Annotated in this window: 15 protein-coding genes; 7 read left to right on the forward strand and 8 right to left on the reverse strand. The window is 35.5% G+C overall.

Features of this window, described 5'->3' with window-relative positions:
* Positions 1-75: 75 nt before the first annotated feature.
* The 5 genes from ACKXGU_RS08240 to trhO form a co-directional block, all read right to left on the reverse strand.
* Positions 76-2409: a penicillin-binding protein 1A gene (locus tag ACKXGU_RS08240; protein ID WP_463464867.1), complete on the reverse strand. Its 2334-nt coding sequence runs from the start codon at positions 2407-2409 to the stop codon at positions 76-78.
* Between the two features lie 6 nt (positions 2410-2415).
* Positions 2416-2901 (reverse strand): gliding motility lipoprotein GldH, encoded by a 486-nt coding sequence (locus ACKXGU_RS08245; protein ID WP_463464868.1) that lies wholly within the window; start codon positions 2899-2901, stop codon positions 2416-2418.
* The gene (locus tag ACKXGU_RS08250) at positions 2891-4063 is read right to left on the reverse strand and encodes a PSP1 domain-containing protein (RefSeq protein WP_463464869.1); all 1173 of its coding nucleotides are present in this window, start codon (positions 4061-4063) and stop codon (positions 2891-2893) included. The genes ACKXGU_RS08245 and ACKXGU_RS08250 overlap by 11 nt, the downstream gene beginning before the upstream one ends.
* 108 nt (positions 4064-4171) lie before the next feature.
* Positions 4172-5176 carry a radical SAM protein gene (locus ACKXGU_RS08255; RefSeq protein ID WP_463464870.1) on the reverse strand — a complete coding sequence of 335 codons (1005 nt, stop codon included), beginning with the start codon at positions 5174-5176 and terminating at the stop codon, positions 4172-4174.
* Positions 5177-6247, reverse strand: coding sequence for an oxygen-dependent tRNA uridine(34) hydroxylase TrhO (gene trhO, locus ACKXGU_RS08260; RefSeq protein ID WP_463464871.1), 1071 nt, complete (start codon positions 6245-6247; stop codon positions 5177-5179). It lies immediately after the preceding gene.
* 456 nt (positions 6248-6703) lie between these two features.
* On the opposite strand from trhO, the gene recA reads away from it, so the two are divergent.
* From recA to ACKXGU_RS08280, 4 genes are all read left to right on the forward strand, one after another.
* Positions 6704-7705, forward strand: coding sequence for a recombinase RecA (gene recA, locus ACKXGU_RS08265; RefSeq protein WP_463464872.1), 1002 nt, complete (start codon positions 6704-6706; stop codon positions 7703-7705).
* 106 nt (positions 7706-7811) lie between these two features.
* A complete protein-coding gene (locus tag ACKXGU_RS08270) occupies positions 7812-8219 on the forward strand; it encodes a hypothetical protein (protein ID WP_463464873.1) in 408 nt (135 codons plus the stop codon).
* A 29-nt stretch (positions 8220-8248) separates the two neighbouring features.
* Positions 8249-8791: an RNA polymerase sigma factor gene (locus ACKXGU_RS08275; protein WP_463464874.1), complete on the forward strand. Its 543-nt coding sequence runs from the start codon at positions 8249-8251 to the stop codon at positions 8789-8791.
* Positions 8791-10554 carry a hypothetical protein gene (locus ACKXGU_RS08280; RefSeq protein WP_463464875.1) on the forward strand — a complete coding sequence of 588 codons (1764 nt, stop codon included), beginning with the start codon at positions 8791-8793 and terminating at the stop codon, positions 10552-10554. The genes ACKXGU_RS08275 and ACKXGU_RS08280 overlap by 1 nt, the downstream gene beginning before the upstream one ends.
* 89 nt (positions 10555-10643) lie before the next feature.
* Here ACKXGU_RS08280 and ACKXGU_RS08285 read toward each other — a convergent pair whose 3' ends face one another.
* Positions 10644-11381: a lysophospholipid acyltransferase family protein gene (locus ACKXGU_RS08285; protein WP_463464876.1), complete on the reverse strand. Its 738-nt coding sequence runs from the start codon at positions 11379-11381 to the stop codon at positions 10644-10646.
* 104 nt (positions 11382-11485) lie between these two features.
* On the opposite strand from ACKXGU_RS08285, the gene trpS reads away from it, so the two are divergent.
* Positions 11486-12454 carry a tryptophan--tRNA ligase gene (trpS, locus tag ACKXGU_RS08290; RefSeq protein WP_463464877.1) on the forward strand — a complete coding sequence of 323 codons (969 nt, stop codon included), beginning with the start codon at positions 11486-11488 and terminating at the stop codon, positions 12452-12454.
* Here the strand turns inward: trpS and dprA are convergent.
* Positions 12451-13551, reverse strand: a complete 1101-nt coding sequence (gene dprA, locus ACKXGU_RS08295; protein WP_463464878.1) for a DNA-processing protein DprA — start codon at positions 13549-13551, stop codon at positions 12451-12453. The two genes, trpS and dprA, sit on opposite strands and share 4 nt — an antisense overlap.
* Positions 13552-13657: 106 nt before the next feature.
* Here dprA and ACKXGU_RS08300 point away from each other — a divergent pair, with 106 nt between their 5' ends.
* Both ACKXGU_RS08300 and ACKXGU_RS08305 read left to right on the forward strand, forming a co-directional pair.
* A complete protein-coding gene (locus tag ACKXGU_RS08300) occupies positions 13658-14614 on the forward strand; it encodes an HU domain-containing protein (protein WP_463464879.1) in 957 nt (318 codons plus the stop codon).
* Between the two features lie 85 nt (positions 14615-14699).
* Positions 14700-15209 carry an acyl-CoA thioesterase gene (locus ACKXGU_RS08305; protein WP_463467419.1) on the forward strand — a complete coding sequence of 170 codons (510 nt, stop codon included), beginning with the start codon at positions 14700-14702 and terminating at the stop codon, positions 15207-15209.
* Between the two features lie 5 nt (positions 15210-15214).
* On the opposite strand, the gene ACKXGU_RS08310 is transcribed toward ACKXGU_RS08305, so the two are convergent.
* On the reverse strand, positions 15215-16393 hold the full coding sequence (locus tag ACKXGU_RS08310) for a murein hydrolase activator EnvC family protein (protein ID WP_463464880.1): 1179 nt from the start codon (positions 16391-16393) through the stop codon (positions 15215-15217).
* Positions 16394-16431 lie beyond the last annotated feature (38 nt).

Here is a 16431-nt window from a genome sequence, read left to right on the forward strand (position 1 = left end):
TTGCTGCGGGAAAATACAAAATAAAAAAGCCATTCGGAAGTGAATGGCTTTGGTTTTTATATATTTTATTCAAGATTAAAAATCCAGTTCATCAGGGACTTCTTCACCTGGCAACGTATCGTTGCTTTCCTGATCATAGACTTCACAATCGACCTCAATTGTTAACTCTTTTGGTATTTCAAAATCATCTTTAGAAACATTAAGTGTGTCATCAGCATAACATGCTTTCATGTACACGGCCCAAATGGGTAATGCCATAGCGGCACCTTGTCCATAAGTTATGGATTTAAAATGTGCCGCACGATCTTCAGCACCTACCCAAACACCTGTCACCAAATTAGGAACCATACCCATAAACCACCCGTCACTTTGGTTTTGTGTAGTTCCTGTTTTACCTGCAATTGGGTTTTTAAACTCATAAGGATAGCCTGTAACTACCTCACGATAATCAGCTCGATAAGAATCTGCTCCTTTAGTTCTTAATCGTATACCTGAACCTCCTGTTGTAACGCCTTCCATCAGCTTTACAGTAACATAAGCCGTTTCCTCACTAATCACATCACGTGACTGCGGAGTAAACTGATATAATATGGTGCCATTCTTATCTTCAATATGAGTTACCATAACCGGTTTGGTATAAACGCCTTGATTGGCAAATGTTGCATAGGCTGCAACCATTTCGTAAACGCTTAAATCAGGTGTTCCCAGCGCAATAGAAGGTACTGGAGGTATATTAGATTCCACACCTAACTTTTCAACTAAATCAATAACCAGTTGTGGCCCAACTTTATCCATTAATCGCGCTGAAATGGTATTTACAGAGCTTGCCAATGCGGCTTTAAGCGTTAATTCACCGCCATAATTTCCATCATCATTTGAAGGCGTCCAAGCCTCTAATGCACCATGTCGACCAGCCTCTATGGTGATTTGAGAACGTGGCATTTTATAACAGGGCGATAGATGCAACTGATCAATAGCTGTTGCATATACAAAAGGCTTAAAGGTAGAACCAACTTGTCGTTTTCCTTGATTAACATGATCGTATTGAAAATGCTTGTAATTCATACCTCCTACCCAAGCTTTCACATGGCCTGTTTGAGGGTCCATGGACATCATGCCAGGGTGCAAAAATGATTTATAATAACGCATGGAATCTATAGGCTTCATAATGGTATCTATCTCGCCTTTCCATGAAAAAATAGTCATCGGTATAGCCTTGTCAAAAGAAGCAATAATTTCTTCGTTCGATTTTTTTAAATCATATTTCATGTGTCTCCAACGTTCAGATTGACGCATTCCGCGTTTCATCAAGGCATCTATTTCACTGTTGCTTAATTCCAGAAATGGTGCTGTTGGGTTTCGGTCTGGTGTATTTTGATGATCAAATTCTGCTTGCAATCGTGGCATGTGTTGCTGCACAGCATCTTCTGCATATTGCTGCATACGGGAGTCAATAGTTGTATAAACTTTTAACCCATCACCGTACAAATTGTATTTTTCACCGTCGGGTTTTGGATTATTCTTAATCCAATCTTTCATGAATCCATCTAAATATGCTCTAAAATAAGTTGCAATACCATCTCTATGTGATTGCGGTGTATAACGCAAGCCTAATTCCAAAGCTTGAAGAGAGTCTTTGGTTTCTTCTGAAATATAGTCATACTTCTCCATCTGATAGAGCACTACATTTCTTCTGTTTCGAGTACCTACTGGATTACGATGTTCTCTTGGATTATATAGTGATGAATTTTTGAACATCCCTACCAACATTGCCGATTCTTTGATGTCTAATTCATGAGGTTCTTTATTAAAATAGATACTAGCAGCCGAACGAATACCATCAGCATAATTACCAAAGTCATAGATGTTAAAATACATCGTTATGATTTCCTCTTTGGTATATTGACGCTCCAAGCGTATCGCCAAAACCCATTCCTTAATTTTTTGCAGTAAAGCATTCGTTGTATTCTCTTTATCTCTAGCCCCAATAAACAATTGTCTTGCCAACTGTTGGGAAATGGTACTTGCTCCTCCTTTTTTTCCTAAAAAAGCAAATGCTCGAAGTGTTCCTCTAGCATCTATACCAGAATGTTCATGAAAACGGGCGTCTTCAGTGGCAATTAATGCATCTACCAGGTGTTTAGGAAGTTCATCATACCCTACTGGTGTTCGGTTATCATTAAAGTAAAACTTTCCAAGGGTTTTCCCATCAGAAGAAATGATTTCTGTGGCCAAGTTAGTTTTAGGGTTCTCTAAAACGGAATAATCAGGTAATTTCCCAAATGCACCCCATGATGCCAATAAAAATAATAATACCACAAATGAAATTCCCAAAAGAAATAATATCCAAAACCAACGTACATAAGCCTTGAAATCTTGTGTTTGATTTGTTTGTTTCTTTTTAGCCATAAATTATTACTCTAATGGTTTTTCAATTCTAAAACCAACGTCCGTTATACCTTGTAAATTATCCACGCCATTTACCTTACCATTTTCGCGCATTGCCTGTTGGATTTTAATAGTGTACTGACCTGCTTCATTAAAAACAACACCTTCCTTATACCAAAGTTTGTTTTCTTTCACATCAGTAAAACCTGTTCCTAGCAACTCACCATTCGGTTCTGCCATTTTATATTGCAGGGTATCCTTGATTGTTCTACCATGAGGAAAATTCATCTCGACAATCAAATATAAATTACTAAACTGGTAATCGTTATTGTTTCTTAAATTAACAAATAAATTGTACGGATTAATGGTGTCTGGAGGATTCATTTTAAAACTGACCACAGAATCTTTGTGCCATTTATTTGGCAATGATTTATAAACATCATAAACCCGATTAGAATCACAAGAAAGCACCACCAAAAGGCATAATAAACCAAATATTATCTTATTTCGCATTATTTTTCTTGCTTTGAGGTTTGTGTCTTCTTTTATTGCTCCTTTTATTTTTACGTTTGTTATGATGTTTTGGACTATCAAAACGTGTTAAACTATCTTGACCAACAACGTTTTCAAATTCTGTTTTAGTATTTTCTATTAAATCTGAAGCATATTCCTCGAGGCTAGTTACTTTCTTTTTTTGCTTGTTCAGAGCTATTATTTCATTGGCCTGATCGGTTGTGATTTTATGCCAATTCATCCACTCGCCCTCATAAGCATACCACATGTGTCCTTTAAAAATATCTGTTTTTTGACAAACAGCAACTCCTTTTTCAGTTTGAAGTTTAATTTCTGTTCTAGGAAAATCTTTAAGCGCATCTAAATAGGTATCCAATTCGTAGTTTAAACAGCATTTTAGTTTACCACATTGACCAGCCAATTTTAATGGATTTAATGACAGCTGCTGGTATCTTGCGGCCGAAGTACTAACCGAACGAAAATCTGTTAGCCAAGTTGAACAACATAATTCACGTCCGCAGGAACCAATACCTCCCAGCCTAGATGCCTCCTGACGAAAACCAACCTGACGCATTTCAATTCTGGTTTTGAACTCTTTTGCAAAAAGTTTGATTAGTTCTCTGAAATCCACACGATCTTCAGCCGTATAATAGAACGTAGCCTTGCTGGCATCCCCTTGAAATTCAATGTCCGATATCTTCATTTGAAGTTTTAGGTCAATGGCAAATTGTCTGGCTTTGACTTTCATAGGCTCTTCTCGGTCCCTTGCATCAGACCAAATGTTAATGTCCTTTTGAGAGGCCTTACGATAAATTTTCAGAGCTTCCGGATCGTCTTCAGATAATTTTTTACGCTTCATTTGAACACGTACTAATTCACCGGTAAGGGTTACCATACCTACATCATGGCCATATTCGGCTTGCGTTGCAACGACATCACCAATACTTAACGTAAGGTTTTCAGTATTTTTATAATATTGTTTTCTGCCATTTTTAAAACGGACCTCGACCCAATCGAAAGGTTCTATTCCATCCGGCAGTGACATATTAGCCAACCAATCAAAAACTGTTAGTTTATTACAACTATCCGTTCCGCATGTTCCATTGTTCTTACATCCTTTGGGTTGACCATCTTTCCCCGTTGCACACGTTCCACAAGCCATACATTTTTGGTATATATAGATTCTGAACAATTACGTTCAGAAGATAATTAATATTGAAATTTAAAACGTAAAGATAAGATTATTCTAAAGACTTTAAAACGCAAAAGGTTAATTGAATTCTATTTCATAATTCAGTCTGTTGGACAAGGTCTTTAGGGCATCTTTTGATTTAAAAATATTTGAAAAAAGGGTGTTGCTCCAACCTATTTTCTTTGAAAAATCATTGAAAGTTTCCTCTTTCCAATTAAATCCTTCTTTCCAGAATTTTTGAGGAGAGACGTAGCAAAAGGTATAGTCAAATATTAAGCTAGAATCGTTTAGTGCTTTTTTATTAGGAATATGGTCTGGTGCCAAGAGGGTGATATTGTTTTTCTGACAACTTTCTCTTATTTCTTGAATTAATGAAGGATAATCTTGGCGCAGTGAATCTAAATCAAAATCATGATACTCGGTATTACCAATTTTTTGAATGGGCCTGATTTGGAGAATGTCAAAGCTTTCACCATCAAAATGCTTAAAGAAATCCTGAAGTTCGTAGAAATTATCCTTGTTGAATGTGTAATTAATGCGCACCTTGAAACTGTATTGTGACTTAAGCTTTTGAAATGCCTTAAATGCATTATGAAACTTTTCATAACTCGCTTTTTTCATAAAGCTTTCATAACTTTCTTTTGTCACGCCATGCAAGGATATCGTAAACTCATTTAACCCTGCCTTAATCAAGTTTTCAATTTTTGCTTCATCCAACAAATTAGCATTGGTAGTCAATGATATGTATGGCACTTTATAAGTTTTGCCCAAAGCAATTACCTGCTCTAAATTTTTATATAAGGTGGGTTCTGTACCGCATCCTATTTGAAGCTTCAAAGCTCTGTTGAAAATAGTTTTAGCTACTTGATTCAAATCTTCTTCCTGAAACTGCCCTTTTAAGGTTTTCACATAATCTGCATCCGTAAAATAGCACATTTTGCAGCGCAGATTACAGGCCATAACAGGATCAAGGTTTACAGCTAAATATCGCTTGTTCAGTTTATGTAATAGAAAAAGCCCCAGAAACTTAATTCTGTGGCTTTTTATTTTTCTATTTAACTGTAACAGCTTATAAATATCCATTTAGCTCTTTTTGTCTAATACCTCAAAGATGTTTCTCAAATCTTTTTTAAAAGGTAAATGGTCAGCGCGTCCTTTCTTGAAAATATCATTACTGTTCCCTTGGCCTTTACGTAAAGCTTTTTGCTCTTCATAAGGCAATCGGTTAATTTCCATACAATTCGTGGAGCAACAGTTTTCCATTTTTTCTTTGCAGCTATCGCATTGAATAAATAGCAAATGACAGGCTTCGTTTGCACAATTTGTGTGTAAATCGGCTGGTTCGCCACACTGATGGCACTGTGCAATGATATCATCTGAAATACGTTCAGAGCGTCTTTGATCAAAAACAAAGTTTTTTCCAATAAATTTGTTTTCCAACCCTTGTTCATCAACCTGGCGCGTATAATTGATGATGCCTCCCTCTAATTGATAGACATTTTTAAATCCTTTATGCTTATAATAAGCACTTGCTTTTTCACAACGTATACCACCAGTGCAATACATAACCAACTTTTTATCCTCTTTATGTTCTCGCAAATCTTCTTCAATAATATCCAATGATTCTCTAAAGGTATCCACATCAGGTGTAACGGCATTTTTAAAGTGGCCTATTTCACTTTCATAGTGATTACGCATATCAACCAAAACCACATTTGGGTCTTCAATGAGTTCGTTAAATTGTTCAGCCCCGACATGAATGCCTTTGTTGGTCACATCAAATGTATCATCATTTAGACCATCGGCCACAATTTTATCGCGAACCTTGACCTTCAACTTTAAAAAGGCATAATTGTCATGCTCAATAGCAATATTCAATCGTACATTCTCCAAAAATGAAATGGTGTCTAAATGCTCCTTGAAACTATTAAAGTTTTCGGCTGGAACTGATAATTGTGCATTGATTCCTTCAGTAGCAATATAAATTCTACCAAGCACATCCAATTTATCCCAAGCCAGGAACATGTGATTTCTAAAAAGTTCAGGGTTTTTAATTTTAGCGTATTTATAGAAAGAGATAGTCAAGCGGTCCTTTCCCGCTTGCTCAATTAAAGATGCTCTTTCTTTAGCGCTTAAGTTATTGTACAGTTGCATGCTATACTAATTTTAAGGTTAAAGATTTATTTATGGGCAAAAGTACATATTTAATATTAATTCAACTTTTAAAGATAATTCATAAAAAAAGCGCCCTGATTTCAGAACGCCTTTAGTAGACTAACTCGTTATTAATATTTTTTCATTCTTCTAAATCAAAAAACATAATAAGAGCTAACCTCCATCGGCTTTACAGCTGCTGTTTATAAATACAACCACTGAAACGCCTAATGCCTTGTTAATTAAAGTTTTCTTAATAAATTTCATCTGTACTATTTTTTACATGTTAAAAAGAGCAGACAAAATTAATCGCATAAAATACGATTGATTTCATAGCAAAAGTTTCCCACTTTATATAGTAGATGCAAAAAGTGCAAAAAGGTTGCGTCAGATTATTGAAAAAATTAAAACTTATCGTAATTTAGCTGACCTATCAAATTAAAAAAACAACAACAAATGAGCAGCGAAAAAGATGCAAAACTAAAAGCGTTAAAGCTAACTTTAGACAAGCTAGACAAGGCCTATGGAAAAGGAACAGTAATGAAAATGAGTGATCAGGCAGTGGTTGATGTGGATGCTATCCCTTCTGGTTCTTTAGGTTTAGATATTGCACTTGGTGTAGGCGGTTATCCAAGGGGACGTGTTATAGAAATTTATGGTCCGGAATCTTCTGGTAAAACCACATTAACACTTCATGCTATTGCCGAAGCTCAAAAAGGTGGTGGTATAGCTGCCTTCATTGATGCCGAGCATGCATTCGATAGGTTTTATGCTGAAAAATTAGGTGTTGATATAGACAACTTAATTATTTCACAACCTGATAACGGCGAACAAGCATTGGAAATTGCCGATAATTTAATTCGATCTGGAGCAATTGATATTGTGGTTATTGACTCTGTGGCTGCCCTAACCCCTAAAAGTGAAATTGAAGGTGAAATGGGCGATTCCAAAATGGGATTACATGCTAGATTAATGTCGCAAGCCTTAAGAAAGCTAACTGCTTCTATCAGCAAAACCAATTGTACAGTTATTTTCATTAACCAATTGCGAGAAAAAATTGGTGTCATGTTTGGGAACCCCGAAACGACTACTGGTGGAAATGCTCTTAAATTTTATGCCTCTGTTAGAATAGACATCAGACGTTCTACTCAAATTAAAGAGACTGATGGCAATGTAACTGGCAATAAAACACGAGTGAAAATTGTAAAAAACAAAGTAGCACCACCATTTAAAACAGCCGAATTTGATATCATGTACGGTGAAGGTGTTTCCAAAGTTGGTGAAATATTGGATATTGCCGTTGATCTTGAAATTGTTAAAAAAAGTGGTTCTTGGTTTAGTTATGACGAAACAAAGCTTGGTCAAGGACGGGATGCTGTAAAAGCCCTCATAAAAGACAATCCGGAGCTTATGGATGAGCTTGAAAGTAAAATTCGGGAGGCTTTAAAGACCTCATAATCAAAAAAATCCCAAAAATTTGGGATTTTTTTTGTTTTTTGACGCAACCTTTTTGCACTTTTTGCATCTATAGGGTAGACATGTAAATTAAAACCTTAGTCTTGCAATGAAAAAACTTGTTGTTTTTATACTTTCTTTAATGATGATCTCATGTAGTTTAAGTGATGATTCCGATATCGCTACGTATGAGTTTTTACCTATTGAAAATGTAATCATGCCAACTGAATTTGAAAGAAATGAGGTATATGAAATAAGGCTTTCTTATTTGCGACCAACATCTTGTCATGTGTTTAATGATATTCTCTTTGAAAGTCATTTAAATGAAAGAACCGTCGCCATTATTGAAGCATTTTTTAATGGCCCTGATTCTTGTTATGAACTTAACGAGCTTAAGGAAGTGACAATATCGTTTAAAGCAACAACCGAAAACTTATATGTTTTTAAGTTTTGGCAAGGAAAAGATGATAACGGTGAAGACCAATATTTGGTTGTGGAAGTTCCTGTCATAGATTAGAAGAATTGTTTAATTAATATACATGTCATGTGAGTTTAAAACAACTCATCATAAATTGTAGTAAAAATGATACTAAAGCACAAAGTGAACTATATCAACTCTTTTCGAGTAAATTGTTTTCGGTATGCTTAAAGTACTCAAGAAACTATGCGGAAGCAGAAGATAATCTGCAGGACGCTTTTTTGACCATTTTTAAGAAGATTGGTCAATATGATAACAAAGGTTCTTTTGAAGGTTGGTTAAAACGGATTACTATAAATACTGCGTTGCAGCGTTATAGAAATCAAGGTGTTTTTGAAATAGTTAATGAAGAGTTAATTGAAGATGTCGAGCTGGATATAGAAGATGATGATTTAACTATCGAGTTTCTCTTGAGAATTATTCAAGAGTTACCTGACCGATATAGATTGGTATTTAACTTGTATGCACTCGATGGTTATTCGCATAAAGAAATATCTGATTTGCTGGATATAACTATGGGAACATCAAAATCCAATCTAGCAAGAGCCCGGAAATTATTAATTGAAAAAATTGAAATATACAAAGCGAGCTTAAACTCGCAATCATTGTAATGAGTGATAAAAAACATATCGATAGAATTTTTCAGGAAAAGCTAAAAGACTTTGAGGCTTCTCCCAATCCTAAACTTTGGAACAATATTCAAAGTCAATTGAAGGTAGAAGAGGAAGATCCTAAAAAAGTTCTTCCAATATGGCTCCGTTTAGTTGGTATCGCTGCCTTATTGGCCATACTTTTCACCGTTGGCACTTGGGTGTTTAATGGCAATGACTCAACTGCCCTGCCTCAACAAAATACTGTAGACACCAATGCTCTAGACACATTTGGAAATGATTCCAAAAGCACTCATGATGGCGTAAACACGTCTTCAAACTCTTCTGTTGAAAATAATTTTGAACCATCAGTAGCTACTGCGAATTCTGAAGGTGAATTGACCAAAAGTAGTTCTGAAAACTCAACTTCAGAAGAACATATTACCAGCACTACTGCAGGCCCTAATCAAGCTCCTGAAACAAATGATTCTCATTTAAAAACCAACGACCCTAACGCTGTTTTAGAACCAAAGTCTAAAGTTGCTCATGTTGAATCAGGGGAAAGTACAAGCGAAAGTCAGAAAAATAACATTTCCGGTTCTGTTAATAATAATACTATCCGATTAAACTCTTCCCAATTAGAGAAATCAAATAGAAATTCAGTAGCTACAAATTCCGCCAAAGATCAAGAAGGCGATAATACTAAGAACCCTACTCAAGATAAAGTATCTTACAACAACCCATCAAAATCTAATGACCGAAATTCATTAGATTCAACTAAAGATAATCCCGTTTCTTCCAATCCAAATACAGTCAATTCCGCAGTTGTTCAATCTAACTCAAATCCAAAGTTGGATACAAATGCCGTTGATAAGGCTTTGGAAACGGAAAAAACTCAAGAAGCTGTCGCTCTCAATGCTATGAAAGACGACACCCCTCATAATGAAAAAGAAAAAGAGGACAATCAAAAAGTTGGCGATTCGCTTGCAACTGGCGAACTGCCTTCTATTGAGGAAGAAATTGCTCAATTAGACAACATTAGTGAAAAAGAAGAAGAAAAAGAAGAATTGGTAAACAGGTGGCAAGTTGCAGCAAATGTTGCGCCTGTTTACTACAATTCTCTTGGGAAAGGGTCGCATATTGATGAGCAGTTTGTCTCAAACTCTAAAAGTGGTGAAGTAAATATGAGTTATGGTGTAAATGTTAGTTATGCCTTAAGTAAAAAACTATCTGTAAGATCTGGTATTAATTCGCTCAATTTAAGCTATGATACGGATAATGTTATCCTCTACGAGACACCTGATGTCAATACAGGAAATCCTATTAACCCGCTTCGGAATATTGACTTAACACCTCAAAATCAAACGTTAAATGCCTTTAGCGCCAATAATCTAGGGGTTCAGCAAATAAGTGGTGTTTTATATAATGCTGCTATAAGCCAAAGATTGAGTTATTATGAAGTGCCGCTTGAATTGGAATATAAACTTGTTAATAATCGTTTTGGATTAAATATTATTGGAGGCGTTAGTACCTTCTTTTTAGATGGTAACGAGGTCTATTCTGAATTTGAAGAATATAACACCTACATTGGGGAAGCCAATAATGTGAACAATATGAGTTTTAGTACCAATTTAGGTATTGGTATCAACTATAAATTTTCTGAAGCATTTAAATTTAATTTGGAGCCAACCTTCAAATATCAATTAAATGGATTTGAAAATACTTCTGGTAATTTTAGACCTTACATTATAGGTGTTTATACTGGATTTAGTTATAAATTTTAGTTTTTTAGTTGGTTAGATTGGTTGTTTTTTCAACGCTCTTTGAAAAAGCAATGATGAACAAAAAACTGCTCTGTGCCAAGAGCAGTTTTTTATTTATAGCCCTTTTGCAAGGTATTAAGTATAATAGTTCTCACTTGAGAATTTAACCTTTTAGTGTCTTCTATTTTAAGACCTTTAGTTTCAATAAACTCTTTTCCAATAACGCGCATTTTACCAGGTCCTCCGCTAAAGAAAGAATAAGAAAAGCGTTGTTTGTTATCCAAAAAGATAAAGGGTACTATGGAAATTTGATGGTTGATAGCCAACCTAAAAGCACCATCTTTAAAATCATCTAAAATAATGGACTCATCTGGCACACCTCCTTCAGGGAAAATACAGATACTTAACCCTTGTTTTAAGCGTCTTTGAGCTCTCAAAAAAACCGCTTTTCTGCTTTTTTCTGAACTTCTGTCTACTAAAATGCAAGTGCGTTTGTAAAAAAATCCAAAAAGTGGAATCTTGGCCAATTCTTTTTTACCTACAAAAACAAAAGGGTTTTTGGTAACCACAAGCATCAACATGATATCGGCCATAGAAGTATGATTGGCAACAAACATATAACTTGCATTCTTTTGTGTTTTTTGCTCTTGCTTGATACTAATTTTGAATCCCATTCCTATTAAAATAAAATAAGCCCAAAATCGCGCAAGTTTGAAAAAGAATGGATACCATGACTCTTTAAGTATCGAAATGAATAATAATGGAAACAAAAAAATTATGGGTAACGCCACTAAAATATAGAACCAAATACGATATAAAATCCAGAATAGATACTTGAATACAATCATAAGGTTCAAAACTACTTAAATAAATTGAGCTATTATACTAAAAAAATTACCTTTGCTTTAGGTTTAATCTATAACAAAACATGCTGCTATGGCATTAAATATCTATGGCTAGAATTTTAACAGGAATACAAAGTACAGGCACTCCACATTTAGGAAATATTTTAGGGGCTATTATGCCTGCAATTGATATGGCGAATAATCCTGAAAATGATTCATTTTTGTTTATTGCCAATCTACACACGTTAACGCAAATTAAAAATGCCGAAGAATTACGACACAATACCTATTCGGTTGCTGCTACCTGGTTAGCTTTTGGTTTAGATATTGATAAAACCGTGTTTTACAGACAAAGTGATATTCCTCAAGTAACAGAGCTGGCATGGTATTTAGACTGTTTTTTTCCCTATAAACGACTTATGCTTGCTCATGGTTTTAAAGATAAAGCAGATCGTTTAGATGATGTAAATTCAGGATTATTTATGTATCCAATGTTGATGGCTGCAGATATTTTACTGTATGATGCCGAAATCATTCCTGTTGGAAAAGACCAGGTACAACACATTGAAATGACTCGTGATGTTGCTACTCGTTTCCATGCTAAAATGGGAGAAGCTTTTGTTTTACCGGAAGAAAAACTTCAGGAAAACACCATGCTCATTCCGGGTACTGATGGTGAAAAGATGAGTAAAAGTCGTGGAAACATCATCAATATCTTTTTAGATGACAAGAAGCTACGGAAACAAATCATGTCTATAATGACAGATAGCACGCCTTTAGAAGATCCTAAAGATTGGAGAACCTGTAATTGTTTTGCGCTATACAGCATTCTAGCTTCTGTTGAAGATGTTGCAAAAATGAAAGCCAATTACGAAGCAGGTGGTTATGGCTATGGCCATGCCAAACAGGCCCTTTTTGAATTAATTATTGAAAAATTTGCTGAACCTCGCAAACGCTATAATCATTACATGGCAAATCTCAATGAAATAGATAAGGCTTTACAAGTTGGTGCTCAAAAAGCAAAGCTTGTGGCTGATGATGTTCTAAACCGAGTGCGCGAAAAGGTTGGGTATTAAATTACCTCAAAATACTTTCCTGGTAAGGGTCTAACAACACCGTTTAGTTCCATATTTAGCAACAAGCTGGCTACCTTAAAAATAGGCAACCTACATTCGAGTGCAATGATGTCCAATTGTTGTTTATCGTTTTTTAAATAATTATAAATGACCTTTTCTTCATCCGTCAATTCAACAAACAATTGCTTTTGAACAGGAGTTTTCTCCTTACTATCCAATTCCCAGTTCAACATATATGGAATATCCAATGGGCTTGATAATAAGTGAGCTTTTTGAAATTTAATCAAATTATTACACCCTACGCTTTGCTTATCAGTTGTGCGCCCAGGAACAGCAAACACATCGCGATTGTAAGAATTCGCAATATCCGCCGTAACCAAACTACCTCCTTTTTCTGCTGATTCGATTACGATGGTTGCTTCACTTAAGCCAGCAATGATGCGGTTACGTTTTAAAAAATTATTCTTGTCAAAGGCATCACTACTCCAAAAGTCGGTAAAAAACCCTCCGTGCTTTTCAATATCAGTAACGTATTTTTTATGAGCTTTGGGATATATCTGGTTCAATCCATGTGCCAAACAACCAATAGTCTGCAAATTATGTTTTAGAGCTGCTTTTTGGGCTGTAATATCTGTTCCATAGGCAAAACCAGACACTATAATTGGATTAAAAACAGATAAATCCTCGACCAATTTATTACAGAAATCAATTCCAGAATTGGTTATTTTACGTGTGCCTACAATACTGATTACATGTTGGTTTTTCAAATCAATATTTCCAGATTGAAACATTAAAATAGGACTGTCAATGCAATGCTTTAATCGTTCAGGGTATTCGTGATCTGTAAAATAAAGACAAGAGATGTCATTGTCTTTGATAAACAATAACTCATCTTCAGCTGCAGCAAAATGCTCCTTGTTAAAAAGATCGCTTATAACAACCGTTCCAATACCGTCAATTTTTAATAGATTTTGCCTTTTTTCTTTAAAAATAGCTTCAACAGAACCACAATGATTAATCAGCTTTTTAGCAGTAATATCACCAATGTTAGGTACATGCTGTAAAGCCAGAATATGAATGAGTTCTGTATCAGTCATTTTTAAAAAATTTGGTTTTGATCATACAAGAAAAGAAATTTTAAGATGTTAATAAATAGTCTGAACCTAATTTTGTCCGCCTTTAAAATTTTTTAACTTTGTTTTAATGCAATTAGAGCCTTACATAAGCGATTTACTATACCGATACGAATGTGTGACTATTCCTGATTTCGGATCGTTTTTGACCCGTAGAGTTTCAGCAACAATTCACGAATCTACACATACGTTTTATCCGCCAAAAAAAATCCTTTCGTTTAATGAACAAATTCAAAAAAACGATGGTCTTTTGGCCCATTATATTGCTGATGTTGAAAAAATACCATACGAAGAAGCAACCAAAAAAGTTCAAAAACGTGTTAAGTATTTAAAATCCTTTTTAATTGAGGGCGAAACGGTCGATTTTCACAATATTGGCAGTCTTGCATTAAACCAAGAAGGCAAAATACTTTTTGAGCCGTCATATCATTTAAACTATTTAACAGATGCCTTTGGTTTATCTCAATTTGTATCTGAAGATGTCAAGCGTGAAGCGTACAAAGAAACCGTTGAAGAAATCGAAAAAGTTGTTCCAATTGCTGTAACTCCTGAACGACGTAATTATACAAGCTCAAATACCAAGCGTCCTTACTTAAAATATGCTGCGGTAGCACTCATTGCCTTAACCATTGGCGGTCTAGGAGCATCAAAATTTTATGTTGATAATATCAACGAGCACAATCAATTGGCACAAGAACAAGCCAATGAGCAATTAGAGCATAAAATCCAAGAAGCCACCTTTGTTATTGACAACCCACTGCCTGCTGTTACGCTCAACGTTACTAAACAATCAGGTAATTACCACATCATAGCTGGTGCATTTAGAATTGAAGAAAACAGTGACAAGAAAGTAAGCCAATTAAAAGAACAAGGTTTTAAGGCTCGAAAAATAGGCGTCAACAAATATGGCTTACACGAAGTAGTTTACGCTAGCTATGAAGATCGTTTGGAAGCTTTAGAGGCCTTGCGAACTATTAAACGCACCCACAATTCAGATGCTTGGCTTTTAGTAAAGAAACTTGACTAGCCTTTAATTAGCATTATTATAACATTATTGCTGTTTTCATATCCCTTTTTCAACGTACCTTTGCACTTCATTAAAACAGAGGATGATGACAGCAAAAACTCCCGAGCAAACTAAAACCATTATGACTGACTTGGTTTTACCAAGTGAGACCAATCCTTTAAATAATTTATTTGGAGGTGAACTTTTGGCTAGAATGGATCGTTGTGCCAGTATTGCAGCCAGAAGACATAGCAGACGAATTGTGGTGACTGCATCTGTTAACCATGTGGCGTTTAATCGTTCTGTGCCTTTAGGAAGTGTTGTAACGGTTGAAGCCAAAGTATCCCGTGCTTTTAAAACCTCTATGGAAGTCTTTTTGGATGTTTGGACTGAAGATCGCGAATCTGGATTACGCACTAAAGCTAATGAAGCCATTTACACGTTTGTAGCTGTGGATGAAACAGGACGACCTGTTGAAATTCCCGAAATTACACCTGAAACTGATTTGGAAAAAGAGCGTTTTGCGGCGGCTTTAAGACGAAAACAATTGAGTTTGGTTCTGGCAGGCAAAATGAAGCCTAAAGATGCAACGGAATTGAAAGCGCTTTTTGAATAGAATTTTTACATTTTGTAAATCCATTCAGCTGGATTAACCGTTTTGGTTTCCTTAAAAATTGAAAAATTTAAGATGGTTTCACCATTTGTTGGATTAGTGAATACTTGCCCAATCGTTTCTTTGGTAGAAACCTTATCTCCTTTTTTGACATAGATTTTTGCCATATTGGAATAGGCTGTAATGTAATTACCATGCTGAATTAAGACCGTCGGGTTACCATTTTTGGAGGTTATTATTCGCATAACTTCACCATTAAAAATAGCCCGAACATCCGCATTTTTCTCTGTGGCAATACGTACACCATTACTTTGAATGGTCACATTTTTTACTACTGGATGCGGTTGCTTTCCATATCGAACCTTGACCACACCTTTTTCTACGGGCCACAGTAATTTGCCTTTATTGGACACAAAGTCTTTAGCTAATGCTTTGGCCTCTGGTGTCAACGCAAAGCCACTTGAGGCGGTTGTTGCTTTACCCGCTTTTTTGTTAGAGGCAGCAATGGCTTCACGGATAATTTTCTCTATTTCACGATCAATTTTGTCGGCTTCACGTTGTTTGTCTCGTATTTGTGCTGTATAGTTACTTAAATTCTTATTGATGGCCACCATTAATTCACGCTGCTGCCCCAGTTCTTTCTCTAACTCCCGTTGTGCTACTCGGTTCTCCTCAATAAGTTTTTGCTTATCGTCTTTTTGACGCAATAAATCTTTATTGATCTCTTGTAGTTCAGCTGTTTTAATCTTTATGGCTTCACCTTGTTCTTTTTGGTAATTGGCATACTGGTTTAAGTACTGAATGCGTTTATACGCTTGCTTGAAATTGGTGGAAGACAACAAGAACATGACTCTACTTTGTTCACTTTTACTCTTATAGGATTTGACAATCATTTTAGCATAGTTATCCTTGAGTGTTGCCAATTCATCGCGTAATTCGGTTATCTTATTTTGATTGTCATTGATTTCGCGAGTAAGTAAATTGGCCTGCTGATTGGTAACCAATATTAAATTCTTTCGCACACTAACTCGGTAGTTTAAGTCCTCTATGAGCGTGGTTTGTGACTTTTTCTTATTCTTATCTTTAAAAAGCAATTCATTGATTTGTTTAATTTCATTACGCAATTCATTTCGTCTTTCTTCCAGTTCCAATTGCTTTTTGCTTTGTGAAAAACAAAGTGACGTCATTAAACCAAAAATGACCAAAAAAAGAATATGTGTTTTGG

The organism is Hanstruepera sp. CR43 (assembly GCF_055227665.1).

Coding starts and splice junctions, on each gene's coding strand:
- ACKXGU_RS08285 (WP_463464876.1), bottom strand. CDS start 11,381: ATGATTGTATTCAAGTATCTATTCTGGATTTTATATCGTATTTGGTTC.
- dprA (WP_463464878.1), bottom strand. CDS start 13,551: ATGACTGATACAGAACTCATTCATATTCTGGCTTTACAGCATGTACCT.
- trhO (WP_463464871.1), bottom strand. CDS start 6,247: ATGCAACTGTACAATAACTTAAGCGCTAAAGAAAGAGCATCTTTAATT.
- ACKXGU_RS08310 (WP_463464880.1), bottom strand. CDS start 16,393: ATGACGTCACTTTGTTTTTCACAAAGCAAAAAGCAATTGGAACTGGAA.
- recA (WP_463464872.1), top strand. CDS start 6,704: ATGAGCAGCGAAAAAGATGCAAAACTAAAAGCGTTAAAGCTAACTTTA.
- ACKXGU_RS08280 (WP_463464875.1), top strand. CDS start 8,791: ATGAGTGATAAAAAACATATCGATAGAATTTTTCAGGAAAAGCTAAAA.
- ACKXGU_RS08270 (WP_463464873.1), top strand. CDS start 7,812: ATGAAAAAACTTGTTGTTTTTATACTTTCTTTAATGATGATCTCATGT.
- ACKXGU_RS08240 (WP_463464867.1), bottom strand. CDS start 2,409: ATGGCTAAAAAGAAACAAACAAATCAAACACAAGATTTCAAGGCTTAT.
- ACKXGU_RS08250 (WP_463464869.1), bottom strand. CDS start 4,063: ATGGCTTGTGGAACGTGTGCAACGGGGAAAGATGGTCAACCCAAAGGA.
- trpS (WP_463464877.1), top strand. CDS start 11,486: ATGGCTAGAATTTTAACAGGAATACAAAGTACAGGCACTCCACATTTA.
- ACKXGU_RS08305 (WP_463467419.1), top strand. CDS start 14,700: ATGACAGCAAAAACTCCCGAGCAAACTAAAACCATTATGACTGACTTG.
- ACKXGU_RS08300 (WP_463464879.1), top strand. CDS start 13,658: ATGCAATTAGAGCCTTACATAAGCGATTTACTATACCGATACGAATGT.
- ACKXGU_RS08255 (WP_463464870.1), bottom strand. CDS start 5,176: ATGGATATTTATAAGCTGTTACAGTTAAATAGAAAAATAAAAAGCCAC.
- ACKXGU_RS08245 (WP_463464868.1), bottom strand. CDS start 2,901: ATGCGAAATAAGATAATATTTGGTTTATTATGCCTTTTGGTGGTGCTT.